This is a genomic window from Winogradskyella ouciana (assembly GCF_965284585.1).
In the GTDB taxonomy this organism is placed as follows: domain Bacteria; phylum Bacteroidota; class Bacteroidia; order Flavobacteriales; family Flavobacteriaceae; genus Winogradskyella; species Winogradskyella ouciana.
In genome coordinates this window covers 113,566-133,904 of the sequence record NZ_OZ260095.1, presented here as the reverse complement: position 1 = coordinate 133,904, position 20,339 = coordinate 113,566, and the positions used below count along the sequence as shown (strand labels likewise).

Sequence of the window (20,339 nt, the reverse complement as noted above, 5' to 3'; positions counted from 1 at the left end):
GCATTAAAGTTTTTATGAACCTGAGTTAGGATGAACCTTAACAGGAATTTCAATTAAAGTCTGATCCCAAGCCATAGTCAATTTTAAGTTTCCGGTTTTATTATCAAAAGCAATGGTGAACTTTTCCACGGTTTCATCTAGCTCTTGTTTTGGTACTTCTAATTCAATGGCATCGTAATTAGGATCCCACATCGGTTCCATCTTTTCGTTCACTCCCCATTCATATTGCTTTGAGTTGAACATTACTTTCCAAGAATTTTCCATAGGTACAGTCCATAATGTGTATTTACCTTTCCTTAAGAGCATACCATCAATCATTAAATCCTTGTTGGTTTCAAAGGTTGTGGCTTCATTGGCACCGGTTCGCCACACCTCATTGTAAGGTACAAGAGCACCAAAAACCTCACGCTCGCGCTTAGAAGGCCTATTGTATTCTACATTTAAGTTTAAGTCATTTAGCGTAATTTTAGCAGTATCCTTTGGACTTAATCGTGGCGAAAAAATATTTTCAACGAATACGGAGTATATAAGTAAACCCAATGCTATAATGGATAGTACAATGAGGAGGCGTTTTAGCATAATTCTTTTCTCAGCAGTTTATTTAAGTGAATTTTTATTTCAGAATTTAAAGATAATTCAATTCCCTAAATTTATAGAATAGAACGCTGAATTTTAAGCAAATCTTATAATTTGAAAGAATTTGCAATTTTTTTAAATGATTTTGCAACACTTAAAAAAATGTGTCGTCTTTAGAGTGAAGTTAGTTTGAAACAAGTATGACGATTTAAGAAGCCAGACTTTGAAAATCTAAATTAAGTTTCAATAACTTATCTCGATTATCGAGAAAACCAATCATCAACCAAAACCAATTAATCATTAGCACGATTCAGATTCATATTGTTGAAAAATGCAAGAAGAATGATAGGCAAGCGCAAATGCAATTGTACAATCAGTATTGTGATGGTATGCTCATAGTTGCGCTACGATTTGTGAAAGATACCATGGAAGCCGAAGATATTGTACAAGAGGCTTTTATAAAGGCATTTTCCAAATTAGATCAATACAGAGCAGAAGTCACTTTTGGTGCATGGTTAAAGCGCATTGTAATAAATAGATGTATTGATGTTTTAAAATCTAAACGTCAGCGCTTAATAGAATTGGAAGAGCATCATCTAAAAGTTATCGATGATGATTATGAAAGCGAATGGTTGGTTGATGACAGTATAACGATAGACGAGGTAAAAGCAGCAATAGAACAGCTGCCAGAAAAATATAGATATGTTGTAAAGCTCTATTTAGTTGAAGGATATGACCATCAGGAGATTTCAGAAATTCTGAATATTACGGAAGTGGCATCGAGAACACAACTCTCTAGAGGAAAACAAAAATTGCAATTAGCATTAAAAACAGAGAAAAATGGCACAAGATCTTAGAAATTTATTTGAAAAGGATAGCAAAGCACAACATGCGAAAATGTCTGAAGGTCATGAAGCACGCTTTTTAGACAAGTTGGATGCGGAATTACCTGTTAAAAAGCAATCCAATCGATTTAGCTTTTTAAATATGGCGGCTAGCGTGGTAATACTATTAGGGTTGAGTTTTGGTGCGTATCAGTTTTTTCAATCACCACCAGTAATTCCTGATAATGACAAACAAGTTGTAGAGACTAACATAAAAACACTTGGAGATGTTTCTCCAGATTTAAAAAAAGTTGAAGACTATTACTTGGCAAGTATCAATTTAGAGTTGTCTAAAGTGCAAATGACTCCTGAGAACAAGGATTTGGTAGATGGTTATATTCAACGACTTAAGGAACTAAACGAAGAATATGATAAGCTTACCATAGAGCTAAATGAAAATGGACCTAACGAAGAGAATTTAGATGCACTAATAGATAATCTAAAGTTTAGACTAAACCTTGTAATGCGTCTTAAAGATAAGTTGCAGGAGTTTAATGACGACAATTTTACTCAAGAGAGTATATAATCAATTATAAATCAAAAAACGAACAGAATTTACCCAATAGACAGGGTATTTCTAAAAATCAAAACAAATGATCAAAACAATTAAAATTTTAGTATTGTGTCTCTTAACCTCATTTGGTTATGCACAAAAAAAGTTAAGCAAAACATCGCAATCCATTAAGGTAAACAAAGATGTTGTAATTGACCTTAACACAAGTTATGTTGAAATAGAAATCGACACATGGAACAGGGACATTGTTGAGGTAGAAGCCTATATAGAAAGCGACAAACTTTCAGAAGAAGAGTTAGAGCGTGCTCTAGAAGCATGGAACCTTAAAGTAGAAGGGTCTAACGATAGGGTTATCATTTCATCTAGTGCAGGAAGAGCTGTAGGCTTATTTGGCGAAGAGGATTATGCTGTACTATTGAGAGATTTGGAATTTGAGTTGGCAGAGATGCCAGAAATGCCAAGAATGCCTTTAATGCCAAAAATGGCTAAGCTACCAGAAATGCCCGAGATGCCAGAAATGCCAGAAATGCCTGAGCTCCCTGAATTACCAGAAGGTGTAAAGTCAATATCTTTTGATTACGAGAGATATCAAGAAGAAGGTGAAAAGTACTTGGCAGAGTGGAGCAAAAAGTATGAAAAAGAAGGTGGTAAGGAATTACAGAAAAGCATGGAAGAATGGGCAAAGCGATTTGCGGAATCTGGTTACCAAGAAAAGATGGCAAAATGGGGTGAAGAATACGGCAAACGTTTTGAAGGCCAATGGGCAAAGGACATGGAAGAATGGGGAGAGAAATTTGGTAAAGAATATGCTAAGGATATGGAAAAATGGGGTGAAGAGTTTGGTGAAAAATTTGGAAAAGAATGGGCAGAAAAAATGGAAGCTTGGGGAGAGAAGTTTGGTGAAAAATACGCAAAGGAGATGGAAAAACGTGGTGAGGCCATGGCAGAGCGTCAAGAACGAATGGCAGAGCGCGAAGCTCGTTTAGCAGAACGTTATGCAGAGCGTGCAGAATCTGTTGCAGAACGTGCTGCCGAAATGGAAAAACGCCATAAAGAAATGAGAGATAAAAGAGAGTCCATTTTGGTGAGACGTCTAGAATCTGGTAGTAATAGCAAGGTTAAAAAAGTGATTAAAATAAAAATCCCTAAAAAGGCAAAATTAAAGACCAATATTAGGCATGGCGAATTAAAATTATCTTCGGTTATTTATAACCTTAGTGGAGATATATCACATGCATTTTTAGTAGCAGATAACATTGATGGAAGCGAGACTTCCATCAATGTATCTTACTCGCCAGTTGTCATCAACACCTGGAATTTAGGAACACTTAATCTCAACTATGTGGATAAGGCACAGATTAAAAATGCAAAGGATTTAGTATTGAATTCTAAGTCTTCTAACATTAATATAGAACGCCTTACAGATACTGGGATTATTGATGGTAGTTTTGGTGATTTAACCATATCTAACCTAGCAGAGACATTTAAGAATCTAAATTTGGTGCTAGAAAATACCGATGCGTTGGTAAACTTACCAAAGAATGTGGATTACAGTTTGTACTTTAAAGGGAGTCGCTCTAAATTGAACAATAAAGCAACGTCGCAAAAAACGATTAGAAATTATCCTGAAGGTCAAAGTTCTAGCAGAAACATTAGCGTTAATGCAAAATTCAGCAATGTTATTATAAATTAGCACTTCGACTTCGCTCAGTGACCGAATTTTTATGTTAGGCTGAGCCTGTTAAATCTTTTCCATTAAAATAGAATCGTATTTTTATGGAAATTTTATTTTTTATGCCGCTTTCTACTTTAGATACCTTATTAACTTCACTTCAACCTTATCCTTTACTCGGTACTTCAATAACTAAAGAAGATTATACACCTTTGGATTTGTCTGTCAAAAATCCTGACTTAGCAGATGTAAATATGTCATCCTCAAAAGAATTAGAAGTTTTTGTTTGGAACCATATAGCGAAACGTAATGCTAAGGCGGCATTTGGTGGTTACTTAGAACAACGAGGCATCTATCAGCGTAGTGATTATTTTAATCAAGAAAATCCGGAGCAAGAACGCAATATTCACTTAGGTATGGATCTTTGGATAGAAGCTGAATCGCCAATTTATGCTCCATTGAATGGTGTCATTCATAGTTTTAAAAACAACACCAATTATGGTGATTATGGACCAACTATAGTTTTGAAGCATCATATTGAAGACGAAAAATTCTTCACACTTTATGGGCATTTAAGTTTAGAGTCAATTAAAGATTTACAGGTTGGAGCAGAAGTGAAGCAAGGCCAGCAATTGGCAACTTTAGGAACTGCCGAAGTCAATGGAGATTATCCTCCACATTTACATTTTCAGATTATAAAGGAAATCCAAGGTTTCAAAGGTGATTATCCTGGTGTGAGTAATCAATTAGATGTGGCATTTTATAAAAAGAACTGTCCTGATCCTAATTTGCTTTTAGATCTAATTTGAAACCATAGCATATACATTCTCGTATGTGTTAGTATGAGAATAACATCAATTCTTTTCTTCTTTTTGTGTTCCACAATTCTATTTGCTCAAAAGATAGACAATACGGTTTCTTATAAAGCTATAGAAAGCGAAAGCTATTTTAGATTTCACTATGACAACGATTATTTTGCAGCCACGGACGAAAACTATACCCAAGGCTATAGCTTCGAAGTGGTTTTACAAAGCCTAGAAAAGAATCCTGTCAATACACTATTCTTTAAACCTAGTAGCGCAAATACAAAATTTGGTTTGGCCATAGAGCATATTGGGTTTACACCAAATGACTACGTGAGTGAAGAAATTCAGTTTGGAGATAGGCCTTTTGCATCTGCTATAATGCTGAAAAACTTTAAGATAGACACAAACATTGAAAAGAAATTTAGACTATCACAATCCTTAAGTTTGGGTCTTATTGGTCCAGGTGCTTTTGGTAAGGAGATGCAAGTTGGCATACATAAAGCCACTGGAAATAAAATTCCAGGTGGATGGGACAATCAGATTAAAAATGATCTTATTCTCAATTACAGAATTGATTTTGAAAAACACCTCTTTAGCTATAAGAATCTATTGGCCTTTAATGCTAATGGGTCATTGCAGTTGGGCACACTGTTCACTAATGCTTCAATTGGATTCAATACCACAATAGGAATTATAAATTCACCTTTTGAAAATGTAGAAGAGAACAGAAATTTTCAGGTTTATTTATATGCTCAACCAATGGTTAGCGTTATTGGCTATGATGCAACGCTTCAAGGTGGAGTGTTTAATGATAAAAGTCCTTACACCATTTCAACTGATAACTTAGAACGCTTTATAGCACAATACAATTATGGATTGGTTATAAAAACCAGAACCTTGTATTTTGAATATACCCGAAGTGTCATCACGCGAGAATTTAAAACCGGTTCCTCAGCAAAATGGGGAGGCATCAGGATTGGATTTACGTTTTAATCCGTTGTAAATTTTTCAAAATCATCAATAGCAAAGGCTTTGTTAAAGTCATCTTCGCCAATAGTACCACCTTCAGAAGAATCATAGTCTAAGGTTATTTTCCATTCACCATCAATTTTCTTAAACAGCACATGAAACTGACCATAATAACTCTGTTCGTTTTCGGTACCTTTATTTCTGGTTAACTTATAAATACCGCGTTCACTTGCTGTGGAGTCGTTATTGATGCGTTCAAAAAAACGTAGGGAAATGTTACTGGTCTGGCCAGTTGCTTTACTACGTTCAAAGTTAGTTTTGTAATTAGTAATGTAAGTCTCGTAATCTAAAATACGCTTACCACCAGAAACACGTACCAAATCCTCAGCATGGATGTCTGCCATCAAGGTATAATCTAGTGTTTCGAAGGCTTTGTAGAATTTTCCCCAAACGGCGTTTATAGCTTTGAGGTTGTCTAAATTCTGAGCACAAATAGAAGTCATGCTAAATACCAGAACGACTATGGGAATAATTGTTTTTTTAATCATGACTTGAAGGGATTTGTTTTTTAGCTAAAGATTTTCCAATTAAGAAACCAAGAATTACCAATATGCCATCGGCTAAGGTAAACCACAGTTCTTTTGGAAGCATTATGATGTTGAAAAGCGTCGCAACTATCATTAATCCACCAACGATATAGGAAGGAATCATGCTTGTTTTAGAGATTTTAGCAGCTACAAACATTCCTGCAATTGGTCCAAAAAAATGAGCGATAACTACAAGTACTTTAGATCCCGTTGGGATTTGATCCATATTGTTTTTTAACCACTCCATATTCATAGGATCTGCACCCTCTGGTAGAGGAAACATATTGTGTCCAATAATAGATTCTATGATATAAACTGTGACAGAGGCTACAATAAAACCTACAATGGTTGCTAAAACATTTTTCATATTAAGGAAGATTAGTTAGTGGTTTCAAGATACTAAAAAAGTTTCACTGCTTTCAGTGCCCTTATTTTTTAAAGTCTATTTTTATGGCCGTTTAGGTCTACTTTAATATGAAAAACATAGTGCTTCGAATTCTTAATCTCATTAAAAAGGGAGAAATCAGCTTTATGATTAAAGGCGTCTCTAAGCGTGTCTTTTCTAAAACGGAAGCCTATGGGTTAAAACGTGATTTAAATATTCCTTTTGAAACACCAGAAGCTCAAATAGATATTAATATTCGCTTATATAAAGCTGATGACAGTAAGTATTTTGCAAAGGATTTACAAAACGATGGATTGATAGAAAAGAACATCCCGAATTGCTATGTAGCAATAACTACTGATGATAAACCTTGCTTTAGACAATGGCTTATAGGTGCAGATCATAAGGATGCTGTAAAGGAATTTTGGGGGCCGTCATTTCCTGTACTTAAGGAAAATGAAATGTTGTTAGAAGGTGGCTTTACTATTCCTTCAATGCGAAGAAACGGAATAATGCCAGCAGCAATAACCAGAATATTGGATATGGAAAAGAAAGCGGGTAGGAGGTATGTCATTACTTTTGTTGGTGTAGATAACATTCCATCATTAAAGGGTATTCATCGCTCTGGATTTTCACCTTACGTGCTTAGAACTGAAAAATGGCTGTTCTTTAAACGTAGTCTCATTTTTCAAGATGTGCCAAAAGAGGCTATGGCTATTTATTCTAAAAATGTAGGTGTCACTATTACATAAATAATTGTAGGCTTTTACTTAATTCAGGTTTTCCGAAAGGATGGAAGAAGTAATTTTCTGTAATTTAGTTCTTGATATTCAGACACTTTTGTAAAGATTTCATTCCATTTCTCAAGAAAATTAAGTAACTTTAAAGAAGTGAAATCAATATCAGTTGAACTATGGGCTATATAAAATCACTCAATAAATGGGCTAATGCACACTCTTATTATCCTATTGATTTGTTAAGAATTGCCTTGGGTATTCTTCTATTTTACCAAGGAGTTTATTTTATGTCTAATCTTCCTTTATTGTTGAAGCTTTATGAGCCAATAAAACCGTTAATTGGAGATGTGTGGATTGTTCACTACATAGCACCAGCACATTTTGTCGGTGGCTTTTTAATTGTATTTGGTTTGTTAACTCGTTGGGCTATAGTGGCTCAATTACCAATACTCATTGGAGCTGTGCTGATAAATTTTATTGGAGAAATGGATGTTAGAAATTTTATACTTGCAACTTCTGTGTTAATTGTTTGTATTTTCTTCTTGTTTTACGGTTCAGGTAAACATTCGGTAGACAAGTATTTAAAGATGCAGCAGTAGTTTTAGTTGATTATTTACACTCTGACTGAGTCACTTTATTTTTCCATTGTATCCAATATTCTTGTAAGCTTTCTTTGGTAATAAAAAATTTATCTCAAGATTTAATAAAGAGTATTTGAATTTTTTATTCTGGCAAAGGTGAAATCATAATATGCGCTCTATGTGTTCCTGGATTCATAATCCAAGGATGGTTAGAAGCCGCAGGCGCTTCTGGTAAACCTGTAGATTCAGCCGTTGCATAAGGCATATAAACCACATAACGGAGTCGTGCGTCATCTACTTTTGCCGTTTCAGGGTCATAGAGTGTGTTTTTGCCATAGTAGATGTGTAAGGTGGCACCTGTAGGTATTTTAAGTTTACCTGATTTTACTTCTTCTTCTCGTATATCAAAGATTTCTTGGTGTTTCTTTCCTTCTGCTTTTAAGGCTCTTCCTCTTGCCATAAAGGGTTCTAGGTCTTTATGATAACACGCAGCACTAAACCCATCTTTTTTAGGGTCATCTGCAAGTACGATAAATTCATTGTTCCCTTCTTTTAAGGTGACAAATTCACCTGCCTTATTATAGCCAATAACTTTGCAGTCGGCTCTGCTTGCTTCAGGAGCAGCCATTAATGCTGTTGCTATTAAGGCAGCATCAGAATCTATAGGTTTTAAATTCTTATTGGTTTCGTCTGGTACATTTTCTGCTGTAGTTTCTGTTGCAGCAGTTTCTTCTATAGTCGTTTTCGTTTTGTCTGATGAATTACAAGACAATAAAATTCCTGCAAAAACAAGTGCTGTAATGATATGTTTCATCTTCTGTATGTATATGTGATTTTTAAAGTTACTAAAATCTATGCACTTTTATTTATTACAATACATATTATTCACAGATTGTTTCACGTCTTTCGTAATGACGGAAAGCAAAAAATCCTGATGGTATCATCAGGATTTTTAGATTCTATTTATGAGATTCCTGCCTTCGCAGGAATGACAGGCTAAAGTCAATCATTCACCAAAACCCATTCTCCTTTATCAATCAACGGAATGGCTTGTTTGTATTTTACCACTTTGCTTTCACCACTCATTACATGTTTGATCGTTACTCTGTCATTACGACCAATCTTTGGTTGCTCTCTTACAATGGTCTCCACAACTTGCGGTTGACGCGAAGCACTTTCGCCAGCAGATCTGCTTTGTGCAGCACGCTCATCCATATTAGGGATTTCATCTTTTTGCGTTTCTAACTTCTCTTGCTTTCTGCGTTTTGCTTCTTGAATGTTATTCGCTGTTTCTTGTGGAATTTCACCTTTAAATAAGAACGAAATTACATCTTTATTCACTTGGTCTATCATCGCTTTAAATAACTCAAAAGACTCAAACTTATAAATCAATAATGGATCTTTTTGCTCGTGTACTGCTAGCTGTACCGATTGTTTTAATTCGTCCATTTTACGCAAGTGCGTTTTCCAAGCGTCATCTACGATGGCAAGTGTAATGTTCTTTTCAAAATCATTAATCAATTGCTTTCCTTTAGACTCATAGGCCTTTTCTAAATCAGTAACAACTTGTAGATTTTTAACACCATCTGTAAATGGTACTACGATACGTTTAAAACGGTCACGCTGTGTATTATAAACATTTTCAATTACAGGGTAAGCTAAGTCAGCCGCACGTTGCATTTTTTCACGATAGTGCTTAAAGGCTTCTTTATAAATGACACCTGCAATTTTCATGGCATCCATATTAGAAAATTCAGTTTCTGAAATAGGTGATGGCATTGAAAAGTAACGGATCAATTCAAACTCAAAGTTTTTATAATCGTTGGCTTCTTTATTGCTAAGCGCAATACCTTCAGACGTATCGTAAATCATATTTGCCAAATCGACTCTTAGACGTTCACCATGCAAGGCATTGCGACGGCGTTTGTAAACAACTTCACGCTGTGCGTTCATTACATCATCATATTCTAAAAGACGTTTACGTACACCAAATTGGTTTTCTTCTACTTTCTTCTGTGCACGTTCTATAGATTTAGAAATCATGCCATGCTGAATCACTTCGCCTTCTTTTAAGCCCATTCTGTCCATCATCTTAGCAATACGCTCGCTACCAAATAAACGCATTAGATTATCTTCTAATGACACATAGAATTGTGAACTTCCTGGATCTCCCTGACGACCAGCTCTACCACGTAATTGTCTATCGACGCGACGTGAATCGTGACGCTCCGTACCAACGATAGCTAAACCTCCAGCTTCTTTAACTTCATCACTCAGCTTAATATCCGTACCACGACCAGCCATGTTGGTAGCAATGGTTACCTGTCCAGAATTACCAGCTTCGGCTACAATCTCAGCTTCACGTTTGTGTTGTTTCGCGTTAAGTACGTTATGCGGAATCTTACGAATGCTCAACATCTTACCTAAAAGCTCAGAAATTTCAACGTTGGTTGTACCTATCAAAACTGGACGACCAGCATTGGATAACTCTACAACTTCGTCAATTACGGCATTATATTTTTCGCGCTTGGTTTTATAAACTAAATCTTCTCTATCATCTCTAGCGATTGGTCTGTTGGTTGGAATTTCAACCACATCTAATTTGTAGATTTCCCAGAATTCGCCGGCTTCAGTAACAGCAGTACCTGTCATACCAGACAGTTTACGGTACATTCTAAAGTAATTCTGAAGTGTAACGGTTGCAAAAGTTTGCGTAGCTGCTTCAATTTTTACGTTTTCCTTGGCTTCAATGGCTTGGTGCAATCCGTCAGAATAACGACGACCATCCATAATACGACCTGTTTGCTCATCAACAATCATAACCTTGTTATCCATGACTACGTATTGCACATCTTTTTCAAAAAGGGCGTAGGCTTTTAATAACTGGTTGAGTGTATGAATACGCTCAGACTTAATGCCGAAGTCTCTAAATAAGTCTTCCTTAAGATTAGCTTCCTCTTCAGACGATAAACCTTTAGCCTCAATCTTGGCGATTTCGGTTCCCATTTCTGGCATCACAAAGAAATTAGGGTCATCTTTTCCTGAAAGAAATTCGACACCTTTATCAGTCAATTCCACCTGATTGTTCTTTTCGTCAATAACATAGTAGAGTTCTGCATCAACCTTTGGCATCTCTCTGTTGTTATCTTGCATGTAGAAGTTTTCAGTTTTTTGAAGTAGTTGTTTTACACCTTCTTCACTTAAAAACTTTATTAAGGCTTTATTTTTTGGAATACCTCTAAAGGCTCTAAGCAATTGAAAACCACCTTCTTTTGTATCACCTGCTGCAATTAATTTTTTAGCTTCGGCTAAGACACCGACTAAATGTTTGCGTTGCACATCCTCTAGTTGCTGAACTTTAGGTTTAAGGGCATCAAACTCGTGTTCATCACCTTTAGGAACAGGTCCGGAAATAATTAATGGCGTACGTGCATCATCAATCAACACCGAATCGATTTCATCTACAATGGCATAATGATGTGGACGTTGTACTAAATCTTCTGGCGAGTGAGCCATGTTATCACGTAAGTAATCGAAACCAAATTCGTTATTGGTACCATAGGTGATATCTGCGTTATAAGCTTTGCGACGTGCATCTGAATTTGGTGTATGATAATCTATACAATCTACACTCAACCCATGAAATTCGAAGATTGGTGCCATCCAAGCGCTATCACGTTTTGCTAAGTAATCGTTGACTGTTACAAGGTGAACACCTTTACCAGCTAATGCATTTAGATACACAGGAAGCGTTGCTACCAATGTTTTACCTTCACCAGTTTGCATCTCTGCAATTTTTCCCTGGTGCATAGCAACACCACCAATTAACTGTACGTCGTAATGGATCATGTCCCAAGTAATGGGCTTACCTGCAGCATCCCAAGAATTAGCCCAAACAGCCTTGTCACCATCTAAGGTTACATAATCTTTTGCACCAGAAACTTCTCTATCAAAAGCATTTGCCGTTACAGGAATTTCAGTGTTGTGTACAAAACGCTTTGCGGTTTCTTTAACCACGGCAAAGGCTTCGGGTAGAATATCATTGAGAACTTCTTCGGTAACCTCGTAGATGTCATCTTCAATTTTGTCGGCTTCTACGTAAATGTCTTCACGCTCATCAATATCCTCAGTCTCTTCGGCTTTTGCCAATAACTCATTTTGCTTTTCGAGAAGTGGTTTGCGAGCTTCTGCTATTTTATCTTTAAACTCAGTAGTTTTTGCCCTAAGCTCATCATGCGATAAGGCTTCGAGTGCTTTTTCAAAGGTTTTTACTTGGTTTACAATTGGTTGTAGCGCACTAACGTCTTGTTTGGATTTATCTCCAACAAAAACTTTTAGTACTTTATCTAGTATGCCCATTTTATATGTTTTGTAACAGGTTGATTGATTTTCAAACTGTATGTTGTTTAGTTTGTTATTTTGAAAACACTCCTAAAGTCCCCTTCGACATGCTCAGCGTATCGCTTCGATGGGACAATTGAAGTAGGTTTATTTTTCGAACTTTCGAAAATAAAAAAAGTCTCTCAGTTAAGATAACGCAAGAGACTTTAATTGTGTAATTTTATATGTTAATATTCGTCCTCGTTCCAGAGGTAATCTTCGTCAGTTGGATAGTCTGGCCAAATTTCCTCAATAGAGTCGTAAGAATCTCCTTCATCTTCTATCGCTTGTAAATTTTCAACAACCTCTAAAGGCGCACCTGTTCTAATCGCGTAATCGATAAGTTCGTCTTTAGTTGCTGGCCAAGGTGCATCACTTAAATAGGATGCTAATTCTAATGTCCAATACATTTGCGTTTGTAATTTTAATTTTTGCAAAAATAATTTTTTAGTTGAATAATTCAAGAAAAAATTAAATTAATTATTCATTAATAAAAAGAACGTGTAATCTTCAACTTTTACAGACTGAAATATTGCATTATTCTCAGTCTGAAGGCAAAAACGTTACGAATCTTTTTGTGGGATCCATTTAATCTCTTCTGCCTGCAAATCATGTGACAACTTCCGTGCCAATACAAAAAGGTAGTCAGAAAGGCGATTGATGTACATTAAGGTTTCGGGTTGAAATGGCTCTAAATCATTGAGATGTGAGGCCAAGCGCTCGGCTCTGCGACAAACCGTACGAGCTATGTGACAGAATGACACGGTTTGATGACCACCAGGTAGTACAAAGTGGGTCATAGGTGGTAAACTGGCTTCCATTTGATCCATTTCTTTTTCGAGACGTTCTATATCTTCGTTAGAAATTTTAGGAATGTTCAGTCTGTCCTTACCACTTTTTAAGGTTGCTTTTTTAGGATCTGTTGCCAAGATAGCTCCAACGGTAAATAAGCGATCTTGAATGTGCATCAACGTATTTTTATATAGTTGGTCAATCTCTTGATCTCTTATAAGTCCGATATGGGAATTTAATTCATCAATAGTGCCGTAGCTTTCTATTCTGATATGATGCTTGGGTACACGTGTTCCACCGAAAAGTGCGGTTGTACCTTTGTCACCTGTTTTAGTATAAACTTTCATATTTCAAAGTTAAGGAATATGGCTTGAAGATGGAAGTTTGAAGTTTGAAGTTTTTCTCGCAAAGGCGCAAAAACGCAAAGTAGTATATTGTGAAATAGCTAGTTAGAGAAAGTCTCGGTTTTTTCCCCTTTGGGGAATATCAATGATTTTTGGAAAGCCAAACTAAATCAAGGGGCTTTTACTCATTAAACGTATCACTTTCAATAATACCATCTCGTAAACGAATAACACGTTTCGCGTGTGCGGCGATTTCTTCCTCATGGGTTACCATAATCACGGTATTACCAGCAGCGTGGATTTGGTCGAAAAGTGCCATAATCTCAGTACCAGTTTTAGAATCGAGGTTTCCTGTTGGCTCATCCGCAAGGATAATAGAAGGTTTGTTGACCAATGCTCTGCCTACGGCAACACGTTGTCTTTGTCCACCAGACAATTGATTTGGTTTGTGATCCATACGGTCTGAAAGACCTACGTCGTTAAGCACTTCTGTAGCGCGTTCTTCTCTTGCTTTTTTAGAAGCACCAGCATATACCATAGGTAAAGCCACATTATCTAACGCTGTAGTTCTAGGTAATAAATTGAAGGTTTGAAAAACGAAGCCGATTTCTGTATTTCTAATATCTGCCAATTCATCATCAGTCATTTGGCTCACATCTTTGCCGTTGAGGTTGTACATACCAGCTGTTGGTGTGTCTAAGCAGCCCAATAAATTCATAAGTGTTGACTTACCAGAACCAGAAGGTCCCATAATGGCAACATATTCGCCACGTTTTATATCTAAATCTATGCCTTTTAGGACATGAACAATCTCTTGTCCTAGTTTAAAATCTCTAATAATACCTCTTATCTCAATGACGTTGTCGCTCATGGTAAACTAACAGTTGGTTGAATAATTGTCCTGCAAGATACAGGATTTTACAGATAATAAGACGCTAAAGTTGGGAGGTTGTTACACTCTAATTTTAAAATGTTCTTTGGCTTGTTCTTTTCTGAAAAAAACAAAACCTAAATGAAAACAGTCCACAGTGACTGTCACTGCTTTATGAGATTTGATATATTCCCAGGCTTCTGTCATTTCTTTTGACCAGTAGATGTCATCAAAAATAAAAACGGACTCGTTATGTGCCTTTGGTAAAAGGGATTCAAAATAGTGAATGGTTGCTTCTTTGTTATGGTGACCGTCAAAGAATATACAATCAAAGTTTTGTTGTTTCAAAGAAGGGATTATTGTTTTAAAATCACCATTGATGAAAGTTATGTTTTCTGCCAGCTGTGATTTTGTATAATCTAATGTATTAGGACAACCTTCAATAGTCGTAATTTTTGAAGACGGATTTGCCAATGCAAAAGCATAAGTTCCCATGCCTAAGGATGTGCCTAACTCTAATATGGATTTAAACCTAAAATATTGCGCTACTCTGAATAGTAATTTACTTTCTTTTTTTGAGCTACTCGAGGCTCTTACCATTTCGCTTACTTTTCGTTTCTTAGAATCAAGAGTTTTTGAGCCTTCGCCTAAATCGGTTATCTCTAGTTCGATTTTTGAACGTTTTAAGGTATTTCTATAATTGTCCAAATCCGAATATGCAGTGTATCTTTCTCTGCCGTATAAACATTTGGTGACGAAATTATAGACAAAAGGGGAGTGGACTCCATGTTGATTGGTAGAGCTCAAAAGGAATTTTATGTATGCTATTATTTGGTACATAGGTTTATCTCGCAAAGGCGCAGAGACGCAAAGTTAATATCTGTATTTTGAACTGTTTAATTACTAAATAATTAGTCATTTTCGTTATGAGATTGCTTCGTTCCTCGCAATGACATTTGTCTTTTTCTTCGCGTCTTTGCGACTTAGAGAGATTTTAATTTTCAAGTTTTTCCGAAAGCTCAAACCAACGTAGTTCTTTTTCTTCAATAGTGTCAATGATCACCTGAAGTTCTTCTGACAGTTTGTTGATCTCATCTTGAGACAATTCAGGATTATTGAACTTAGCTTCGAGCGCTTTTTTATCTAATTCCAATGAGCGGATTTTAGATTCTAAATTTTTGTATTCTTTCTGTTCGTTATAAGATAATTTAGCAGCTTCGTTTTGTTTTATCGCTTTAGTGTTGTCTGTAGTTTCAATAGTTTCAGCTTGCTTTGGTTGACTGCTATCGTAAGCTCTGAAATCGGAATAGTTTCCTGGAAAATCATCGACCACACCATCACCTCTAAACACAAAAAGATGATCTACAATTTTATCCATAAAATAACGATCATGCGAGACAACAAGTAGTACACCTGGAAAGTCCATTAGAAAATCCTCAAGTACGTTAAGGGTGACAATATCTAAATCGTTGGTAGGCTCATCTAAAATCAGCACGTTTGGATTCTGAATTAAAACCGTACATAAGTACAATCGTTTTTGTTCGCCACCACTTAGTTTTTCTACAAAATCATATTGTTTTTTTCTGTCGAATAAGAAACGTTCCAAAAGTTGTTGTGCACTAATTTGACGACCTTTAGCCAGTGGAATGTAATCTCCGTAAGCTCTAATGACATCAATGACTTTTTGCTCTGGTTTTACTGTGATTCCGCCTTGCGTGTAATAGCCAATTTTTACGGTTTCGCCAAGAACGATTTTACCGCCATCCGCTTGAACACTTCCCGTGAGAAGATTTAAGAATGTAGATTTTCCCGTGCCATTTTTACCAATAATACCAATGCGCTCCCCTTTTTTGAAGGTGTAGTCAAATCCATCGAGTATTTTTTTGTCTTTAAAGGCTTTTGAAACATTATGGAATTCAATAATCTTGCTGCCAAGGCGTTCCATGTTAATTTCTAATTGCACTTGATGGTCTTTTCGCCTTTTATGCGCTTTAGATTTTATTTCGAAGAAATCATCAATTCTGCTTTTCGATTTTGTGGTACGCGCTTTGGGCTGGCGACGCATCCAGTCGAGCTCCTTTTTAAAGAGCTGCTTTGCTTTACCAACTTCGGTAGCTTCATTTTCGATTCGTGCTTCTTTTTTTTCTAAATAGTATGAGTAATTGCCTTTGTAAGTGTATAGCTCTCCTTGGTCTAATTCTATAATTTCGTTGCAAACACGTTCTAAAAAATAACGGTCGTGAGTGACCATAAAAAGGGTTTGTTGTGTTTTGGCAAAGTAATCTTCTAACCATTCGATCATTTCTAAATCAAGATGGTTGGTAGGCTCATCTAAAATTAGAATATCTGGTTTGCTCAATAACGATTGTGCCAATGCTAATCGTTTTTTTTGGCCACCTGAAAGCGTGCTCACTTTTGTAGACAAATCGTCTAATTTTAGTTGTGATAAGGTTTGTTGGTATTGCGTTTCAAACTCCCAAGCGTTGTTTCGGTCCATAGCTTCAAAAGCCAGTTGGTAGGCTTCTGTGTCTTCGGGATTTTTTAAAGCATTTTCGTAAGCTTCAATAATTTTTAAAACAGGAATATCTGAAGCAAAGATGGTTTCTTCAATAGTTAGTTTTGGATCTAAATCTGGTTCCTGGTCTAAAAATGCTAATCGTAGTCCTTTTCTAACAACGACTTGTCCTTCATCTGGCGTGTCTTTACCAGATAAAATATTCAATATTGAGGTCTTTCCACTACCGTTTTTTGCCACAAAAGCAATCTTCTGATCTTTGTGGATGCTAAAGGATAGATTTTTAAAGAGCACAAGCTCTCCGTATGACTTGGATATATTTTCTACGTTGAGGTAATTCACGCTAATTTTTTTACAAAGAACGAAATAAACCAAAAAGAAACCTAATAGTTTTGTTATTGGTGTTGATACATTATATTTGTCTGTAAACATCTTATTTACCTATGAGAAGCATTAAGCTTTTGATTATTGTTCTTGCTTGTATAATTGTCTCATCTTGTATCCCACACAAAGACACTGTTTACTTACAAAATAAGGAAAGTGCAATCAACGATACTATTCCTAATAATTTATATGAAGTGCAAAAGCCTTATAGGGTTCAGGTTAATGACATATTAACAATTAGAATAAAAGTTCTTGATCAAGAAAACGCTACTATTTTCAACCCAGTAGGTGATAGTAATTTAAATGCTTCTAGCCAAGAACGTGCTTATTTTGATGGATTCACAGTTAATCTACATGGTAATATAAGAATTCCCGCTATTGGTGATTTAAATGTATTGGGATACACCTATGAAGAAATAGAAGAATCAATTAAAAAGAAACTTCTTGAAGATCAATTTAAAGAAACAGCAAACATTTTTATTACGGTAAAATTAGCAGGGTTACGTTATACAGCTAATGGCGAAGTTGGTAGTCCTGGTACTATGGTTTTGTTTCAGGATCGTGTTAATATATTTGAGGCTATAGCGAACGTTGGCGAAATACCTGTAACTGGAAACAAAAAAGCTGTAAAAATAATAAGGCAATATCCTCAAGGACAAGAGATTCATACCTTAGATTTAACGGATGTAAGGGTGATGAAATCGCCTTATTATTATATACAACCCAATGATATTATTTATGTTGAGCCGTTAAAACAAAAATCTATTGGGACAGGTAAAACAGCTGTAGAAACATTAGGTACTATTGCAACAGTATTAACGTTAGTAACTACAACAGCCTTATTATTTACTAGATTATGAGTAAAGAAGAGATTAGAATCAAAGATTATGAACAAGGTGATTCTGGTAATATATCATTCGATTTTAGAGGGTATCTATTTAAGGTAATTAACCTATGGAAGTTTGTGCTATTGTGCATAGGCGCAGCCATGGTGATTGCATACTTTATTAATGTAAGAAAGCAAAATGTCTACAAATTAAGTTCTCTAATATCTATTGAGAATGATCAAAATCCATTTTTTACTGCTAATACTAGTATTTCTTTTAATTGGGGAGGTGTTTCTGGTAAAATGAGTAAAATCATTACCGCATTAAAAACAAGAACACACAACGAGAAAGTCGTAGATTCTTTGCAGTACTATATGGAATATCTGGTTGAGGGTAAGTATAGAAAAGAAGATAGATACACAAGAGTTCCTTTTAGATTTAATGTTGATAAGAGTTTACCTCAGGTACTTAACTATCCAATAGGTATAAGGTTTATAAGTCCTAATGAGTTTGAAATTTTCACTGAGTTTGAAAATGCATCACAACAAGGGCAGATTTACGACGATAAATCCTTAACAAGGGTTCATGTCCCTGTTGGTGCAAGTACTGAAAAATTTAATATGGGTGAAGAAATTAGATTGCCATACATAAATGGTAGTCTTACAGTAGTCAATTCTCCTTCAATTAAAAAAGGGGATGAATATTTTATAAAATTTTTAAATTTTGATGCTATAGTAAATAGGTACAAAAACGGGATGATGGTTTCACCTTATTCTACCAGTTCGCCAGTTTTAACATTGGAATTAGCAGGCAATAATAAAGCTAAAATTGTAGATTACCTCAATGCCACAACAGCCATATTAAGTAAAACAGAGCTAGAGAGGAAAAACCTATATGCCACTAATACCATCAAATTTATAGATAGTAGCCTTTCTGGTGTAAACTCAGATCTGAAGGATTATACAGACGAGATGAATGAGTTTAGGCGTAAGAATAAAGTCTTTGATGTTACTGAGGATATTGTTCAAATTTCGGATAGGTTAAGAGAGTTTAGTGCAGCACAGCAAGAAGAACAATCTAAATTAAACTATCTTAATAGTTTAGAAGATTACCTTAATACTAAAACAGATTATACCAATATTACAGCACCAACAGTTTTTGGAATTACAGAAGTGAATATCCTCAACGGTGTTTCTAATATTATAGCACTGGCTACAGAACGTCAAAATCTAGAATACACTACCAAAGAGGGTTCTGATTTGTTTAAAGATATAGATCGAAGAATTAACTCTCAAAAAAATGTTCTATTGGAGACTATTGGAGCGACAAAAAGGAGCATAAGATTACAGTTATCCAGTATATCCAATAATATTGCAAAATTAGAAAGCAGATTGTCTGAGTTACCGGAAGATCAACAGCAATTTCTAAAAATCCAACGAAAATTAGATATTAGCCAAGAAGCATATAATATATATATGGCAAAGCGAAGCGAAGCAGCCATAGTTAAGGCGGCTAACATTTCAGATATTACGGTTATAGACGAAGCTAAGGATATAGGAGGTCATCTCATAGGGCCAAATAAATCTCTTAACTATATGATGGCACTTATGATGGGATCTTTTGTTCCTTTTTTCTTAATTTTTGTCATTTACCTCTTAGATAACACATTACATGGTTCTGATGAGATAGAGCAGCTCTCTAGTATTCCGATATTGGGATTAATAGGTAAGTATAAGTACAAGAATAATCTCGTAGTTTTTGAGAAACCTAAATCTGCTGTAGCTGAGTCATTTAGGTCCATAAGGTCTAGTTTACAATTCCTTTATAAACAATTAGATAAAAAAGAAGGAAAGACCCTTATGATTACCTCTTCGGTTAGTGGAGAAGGTAAAACGTTCTGTTCAATTAATATAGCGACTGTTTATGCGTTGTCAGGTAAAAAAACCATCTTGCTGGGTCTAGATTTAAGGAAGCCAAAAATTTTCGGTGATTTTAAAATCACTAATGATAAAGGTGTTGTGAACTATCTAATTGGGGAAAATGAATTTGATGAAGTGGTGTACAAAACTCATATAGATAACTTAGACCTTATACCATCTGGGCCTGTACCACCAAATCCTTCAGAGTTATTAATGAGTAATCAAATGCAAGCGTTAATAGAGCAGTTGAGGAAAGATTATGACATGATTATACTAGATACTCCACCTATGGGCCTAGTGACAGATGCTTTAGAGCTCACGCAATATGCAGATGCAACAATCTTTATGGTGCGTTTAGACTACACTAAAAAAGGGATGTTAGCGCTTATAAATGCGAAATATCGTAAGGGTGAGGTAAAGAATATAAGTTTTGTGCTTAATTTCTATAAACATAAGACCAATCACAATTATGGCTATGGTTATGGCTATGGCTATGGCTATGGATATGGCTATGGTGTTTATGGAAATGCTTACCACGAAAGGGATAAACAGTCTTTCTTTAAAAAAGTAAGAAACTTTATCACACGTATATAGAT

General features: G+C 35.7%; 19 protein-coding genes. 9 read left to right on the top strand and 10 right to left on the bottom strand.

What is annotated here, in order from left to right; genetic code table 11:
• Positions 1 to 12: 12 nt before the first annotated feature.
• Complete coding sequence (locus ACQ65V_RS00620) at positions 13 to 579, bottom strand: DUF2911 domain-containing protein (RefSeq protein ID WP_430466494.1); 567 nt, start codon at positions 577 to 579, stop codon at positions 13 to 15.
• A 356-nt stretch (positions 580 to 935) separates the two neighbouring features.
• Here ACQ65V_RS00620 and ACQ65V_RS00615 point away from each other — a divergent pair, with 356 nt between their 5' ends.
• From ACQ65V_RS00615 to ACQ65V_RS00595, 5 genes are all read left to right on the top strand, one after another.
• A complete protein-coding gene (locus ACQ65V_RS00615; protein ID WP_430466493.1) occupies positions 936 to 1,433 on the top strand; it encodes an RNA polymerase sigma factor in 498 nt (165 codons plus the stop codon).
• Complete coding sequence (locus ACQ65V_RS00610) at positions 1,417 to 1,986, top strand: hypothetical protein (RefSeq protein WP_430466492.1); 570 nt, start codon at positions 1,417 to 1,419, stop codon at positions 1,984 to 1,986. The genes ACQ65V_RS00615 and ACQ65V_RS00610 overlap by 17 nt, the downstream gene beginning before the upstream one ends.
• Positions 1,987 to 2,053: 67 nt before the next feature.
• Positions 2,054 to 3,667: a hypothetical protein gene (locus ACQ65V_RS00605; protein ID WP_430466491.1), complete on the top strand. Its 1,614-nt coding sequence runs from the start codon at positions 2,054 to 2,056 to the stop codon at positions 3,665 to 3,667.
• 83 nt (positions 3,668 to 3,750) lie between these two features.
• Positions 3,751 to 4,455, top strand: coding sequence for a peptidoglycan DD-metalloendopeptidase family protein (locus ACQ65V_RS00600; protein ID WP_430466490.1), 705 nt, complete (start codon positions 3,751 to 3,753; stop codon positions 4,453 to 4,455).
• A gap of 33 nt (positions 4,456 to 4,488) precedes the next feature.
• Entirely contained in the window at positions 4,489 to 5,445 is a 957-nt protein-coding gene (locus ACQ65V_RS00595; RefSeq protein WP_430466489.1) for a lipid A deacylase LpxR family protein, read from the top strand.
• Here ACQ65V_RS00595 and ACQ65V_RS00590 read toward each other — a convergent pair.
• Together ACQ65V_RS00590 and ACQ65V_RS00585 are read right to left on the bottom strand one after the other, a co-directional pair.
• On the bottom strand, positions 5,442 to 5,969 hold the full coding sequence (locus ACQ65V_RS00590) for a YybH family protein (protein WP_430466488.1): 528 nt from the start codon (positions 5,967 to 5,969) through the stop codon (positions 5,442 to 5,444). The genes ACQ65V_RS00595 and ACQ65V_RS00590 overlap by 4 nt on opposite strands.
• Positions 5,962 to 6,375: a hypothetical protein gene (locus tag ACQ65V_RS00585; protein WP_430466487.1), complete on the bottom strand. Its 414-nt coding sequence runs from the start codon at positions 6,373 to 6,375 to the stop codon at positions 5,962 to 5,964. The genes ACQ65V_RS00590 and ACQ65V_RS00585 overlap by 8 nt, the downstream gene beginning before the upstream one ends.
• 107 nt (positions 6,376 to 6,482) lie before the next feature.
• On the opposite strand from ACQ65V_RS00585, the gene ACQ65V_RS00580 reads away from it, so the two are divergent.
• Together ACQ65V_RS00580 and ACQ65V_RS00575 are read left to right on the top strand one after the other, a co-directional pair.
• Positions 6,483 to 7,145, top strand: a complete 663-nt coding sequence (locus ACQ65V_RS00580; RefSeq protein ID WP_430466486.1) for a hypothetical protein — start codon at positions 6,483 to 6,485, stop codon at positions 7,143 to 7,145.
• 161 nt (positions 7,146 to 7,306) lie between these two features.
• Positions 7,307 to 7,729: a DoxX family protein gene (locus ACQ65V_RS00575; RefSeq protein WP_430466485.1), complete on the top strand. Its 423-nt coding sequence runs from the start codon at positions 7,307 to 7,309 to the stop codon at positions 7,727 to 7,729.
• Positions 7,730 to 7,853: 124 nt separating this feature from the next.
• Here the strand turns inward: ACQ65V_RS00575 and ACQ65V_RS00570 are convergent, their stop codons facing one another.
• The 7 genes from ACQ65V_RS00570 to ACQ65V_RS00540 form a co-directional block, all read right to left on the bottom strand.
• Complete coding sequence (locus ACQ65V_RS00570) at positions 7,854 to 8,525, bottom strand: hypothetical protein (RefSeq protein ID WP_430466484.1); 672 nt, start codon at positions 8,523 to 8,525, stop codon at positions 7,854 to 7,856.
• A 188-nt stretch (positions 8,526 to 8,713) separates the two neighbouring features.
• Positions 8,714 to 12,070: a preprotein translocase subunit SecA gene (gene secA / locus ACQ65V_RS00565; RefSeq protein WP_430466483.1), complete on the bottom strand. Its 3,357-nt coding sequence runs from the start codon at positions 12,068 to 12,070 to the stop codon at positions 8,714 to 8,716.
• Between the two features lie 209 nt (positions 12,071 to 12,279).
• Positions 12,280 to 12,501 carry a DUF2795 domain-containing protein gene (locus ACQ65V_RS00560; protein WP_008272287.1) on the bottom strand — a complete coding sequence of 74 codons (222 nt, stop codon included), beginning with the start codon at positions 12,499 to 12,501 and terminating at the stop codon, positions 12,280 to 12,282.
• A 153-nt stretch (positions 12,502 to 12,654) separates the two neighbouring features.
• The gene (locus ACQ65V_RS00555; RefSeq protein ID WP_412560321.1) at positions 12,655 to 13,230 is read right to left on the bottom strand and encodes a cob(I)yrinic acid a,c-diamide adenosyltransferase; all 576 of its coding nucleotides are present in this window, start codon (positions 13,228 to 13,230) and stop codon (positions 12,655 to 12,657) included.
• Between the two features lie 178 nt (positions 13,231 to 13,408).
• Positions 13,409 to 14,098, bottom strand: coding sequence for an ABC transporter ATP-binding protein (locus ACQ65V_RS00550; protein WP_430466482.1), 690 nt, complete (start codon positions 14,096 to 14,098; stop codon positions 13,409 to 13,411).
• Between the two features lie 81 nt (positions 14,099 to 14,179).
• The gene (locus ACQ65V_RS00545) at positions 14,180 to 14,938 is read right to left on the bottom strand and encodes an O-methyltransferase (RefSeq protein ID WP_430466481.1); all 759 of its coding nucleotides are present in this window, start codon (positions 14,936 to 14,938) and stop codon (positions 14,180 to 14,182) included.
• A 154-nt stretch (positions 14,939 to 15,092) separates the two neighbouring features.
• The gene (locus ACQ65V_RS00540) at positions 15,093 to 16,955 is read right to left on the bottom strand and encodes an ABC-F family ATP-binding cassette domain-containing protein (protein ID WP_430466480.1); all 1,863 of its coding nucleotides are present in this window, start codon (positions 16,953 to 16,955) and stop codon (positions 15,093 to 15,095) included.
• 101 nt (positions 16,956 to 17,056) lie between these two features.
• Between ACQ65V_RS00540 and ACQ65V_RS00535 the strand changes: the two genes are divergently transcribed.
• Both ACQ65V_RS00535 and ACQ65V_RS00530 read left to right on the top strand, forming a co-directional pair.
• The gene (locus tag ACQ65V_RS00535; protein ID WP_430466479.1) at positions 17,057 to 17,857 is read left to right on the top strand and encodes a polysaccharide biosynthesis/export family protein; all 801 of its coding nucleotides are present in this window, start codon (positions 17,057 to 17,059) and stop codon (positions 17,855 to 17,857) included.
• Positions 17,854 to 20,337, top strand: a complete 2,484-nt coding sequence (locus tag ACQ65V_RS00530; RefSeq protein WP_430466478.1) for a polysaccharide biosynthesis tyrosine autokinase — start codon at positions 17,854 to 17,856, stop codon at positions 20,335 to 20,337. The genes ACQ65V_RS00535 and ACQ65V_RS00530 overlap by 4 nt, the downstream gene beginning before the upstream one ends.
• Positions 20,338 to 20,339 lie beyond the last annotated feature (2 nt).

Excerpts from the sequence above, each read along its gene's own strand:
- ACQ65V_RS00620 (WP_430466494.1), bottom strand. The coding sequence starts at position 579 with ATGCTAAAACGCCTCCTCATTGTACTATCCATTATAGCATTGGGTTTA.
- ACQ65V_RS00615 (WP_430466493.1), top strand. The coding sequence starts at position 936 with ATGCAATTGTACAATCAGTATTGTGATGGTATGCTCATAGTTGCGCTA.
- ACQ65V_RS00610 (WP_430466492.1), top strand. The coding sequence starts at position 1,417 with ATGGCACAAGATCTTAGAAATTTATTTGAAAAGGATAGCAAAGCACAA.
- ACQ65V_RS00605 (WP_430466491.1), top strand. The coding sequence starts at position 2,054 with ATGATCAAAACAATTAAAATTTTAGTATTGTGTCTCTTAACCTCATTT.
- ACQ65V_RS00600 (WP_430466490.1), top strand. The coding sequence starts at position 3,751 with ATGGAAATTTTATTTTTTATGCCGCTTTCTACTTTAGATACCTTATTA.
- ACQ65V_RS00595 (WP_430466489.1), top strand. The coding sequence starts at position 4,489 with ATGAGAATAACATCAATTCTTTTCTTCTTTTTGTGTTCCACAATTCTA.
- ACQ65V_RS00590 (WP_430466488.1), bottom strand. The coding sequence starts at position 5,969 with ATGATTAAAAAAACAATTATTCCCATAGTCGTTCTGGTATTTAGCATG.
- ACQ65V_RS00585 (WP_430466487.1), bottom strand. The coding sequence starts at position 6,375 with ATGAAAAATGTTTTAGCAACCATTGTAGGTTTTATTGTAGCCTCTGTC.
- ACQ65V_RS00580 (WP_430466486.1), top strand. The coding sequence starts at position 6,483 with ATGAAAAACATAGTGCTTCGAATTCTTAATCTCATTAAAAAGGGAGAA.
- ACQ65V_RS00575 (WP_430466485.1), top strand. The coding sequence starts at position 7,307 with ATGGGCTATATAAAATCACTCAATAAATGGGCTAATGCACACTCTTAT.
- ACQ65V_RS00570 (WP_430466484.1), bottom strand. The coding sequence starts at position 8,525 with ATGAAACATATCATTACAGCACTTGTTTTTGCAGGAATTTTATTGTCT.
- secA (WP_430466483.1), bottom strand. The coding sequence starts at position 12,070 with ATGGGCATACTAGATAAAGTACTAAAAGTTTTTGTTGGAGATAAATCC.
- ACQ65V_RS00560 (WP_008272287.1), bottom strand. The coding sequence starts at position 12,501 with ATGTATTGGACATTAGAATTAGCATCCTATTTAAGTGATGCACCTTGG.
- ACQ65V_RS00555 (WP_412560321.1), bottom strand. The coding sequence starts at position 13,230 with ATGAAAGTTTATACTAAAACAGGTGACAAAGGTACAACCGCACTTTTC.
- ACQ65V_RS00550 (WP_430466482.1), bottom strand. The coding sequence starts at position 14,098 with ATGAGCGACAACGTCATTGAGATAAGAGGTATTATTAGAGATTTTAAA.
- ACQ65V_RS00545 (WP_430466481.1), bottom strand. The coding sequence starts at position 14,938 with ATGTACCAAATAATAGCATACATAAAATTCCTTTTGAGCTCTACCAAT.
- ACQ65V_RS00535 (WP_430466479.1), top strand. The coding sequence starts at position 17,057 with ATGAGAAGCATTAAGCTTTTGATTATTGTTCTTGCTTGTATAATTGTC.
- ACQ65V_RS00530 (WP_430466478.1), top strand. The coding sequence starts at position 17,854 with ATGAGTAAAGAAGAGATTAGAATCAAAGATTATGAACAAGGTGATTCT.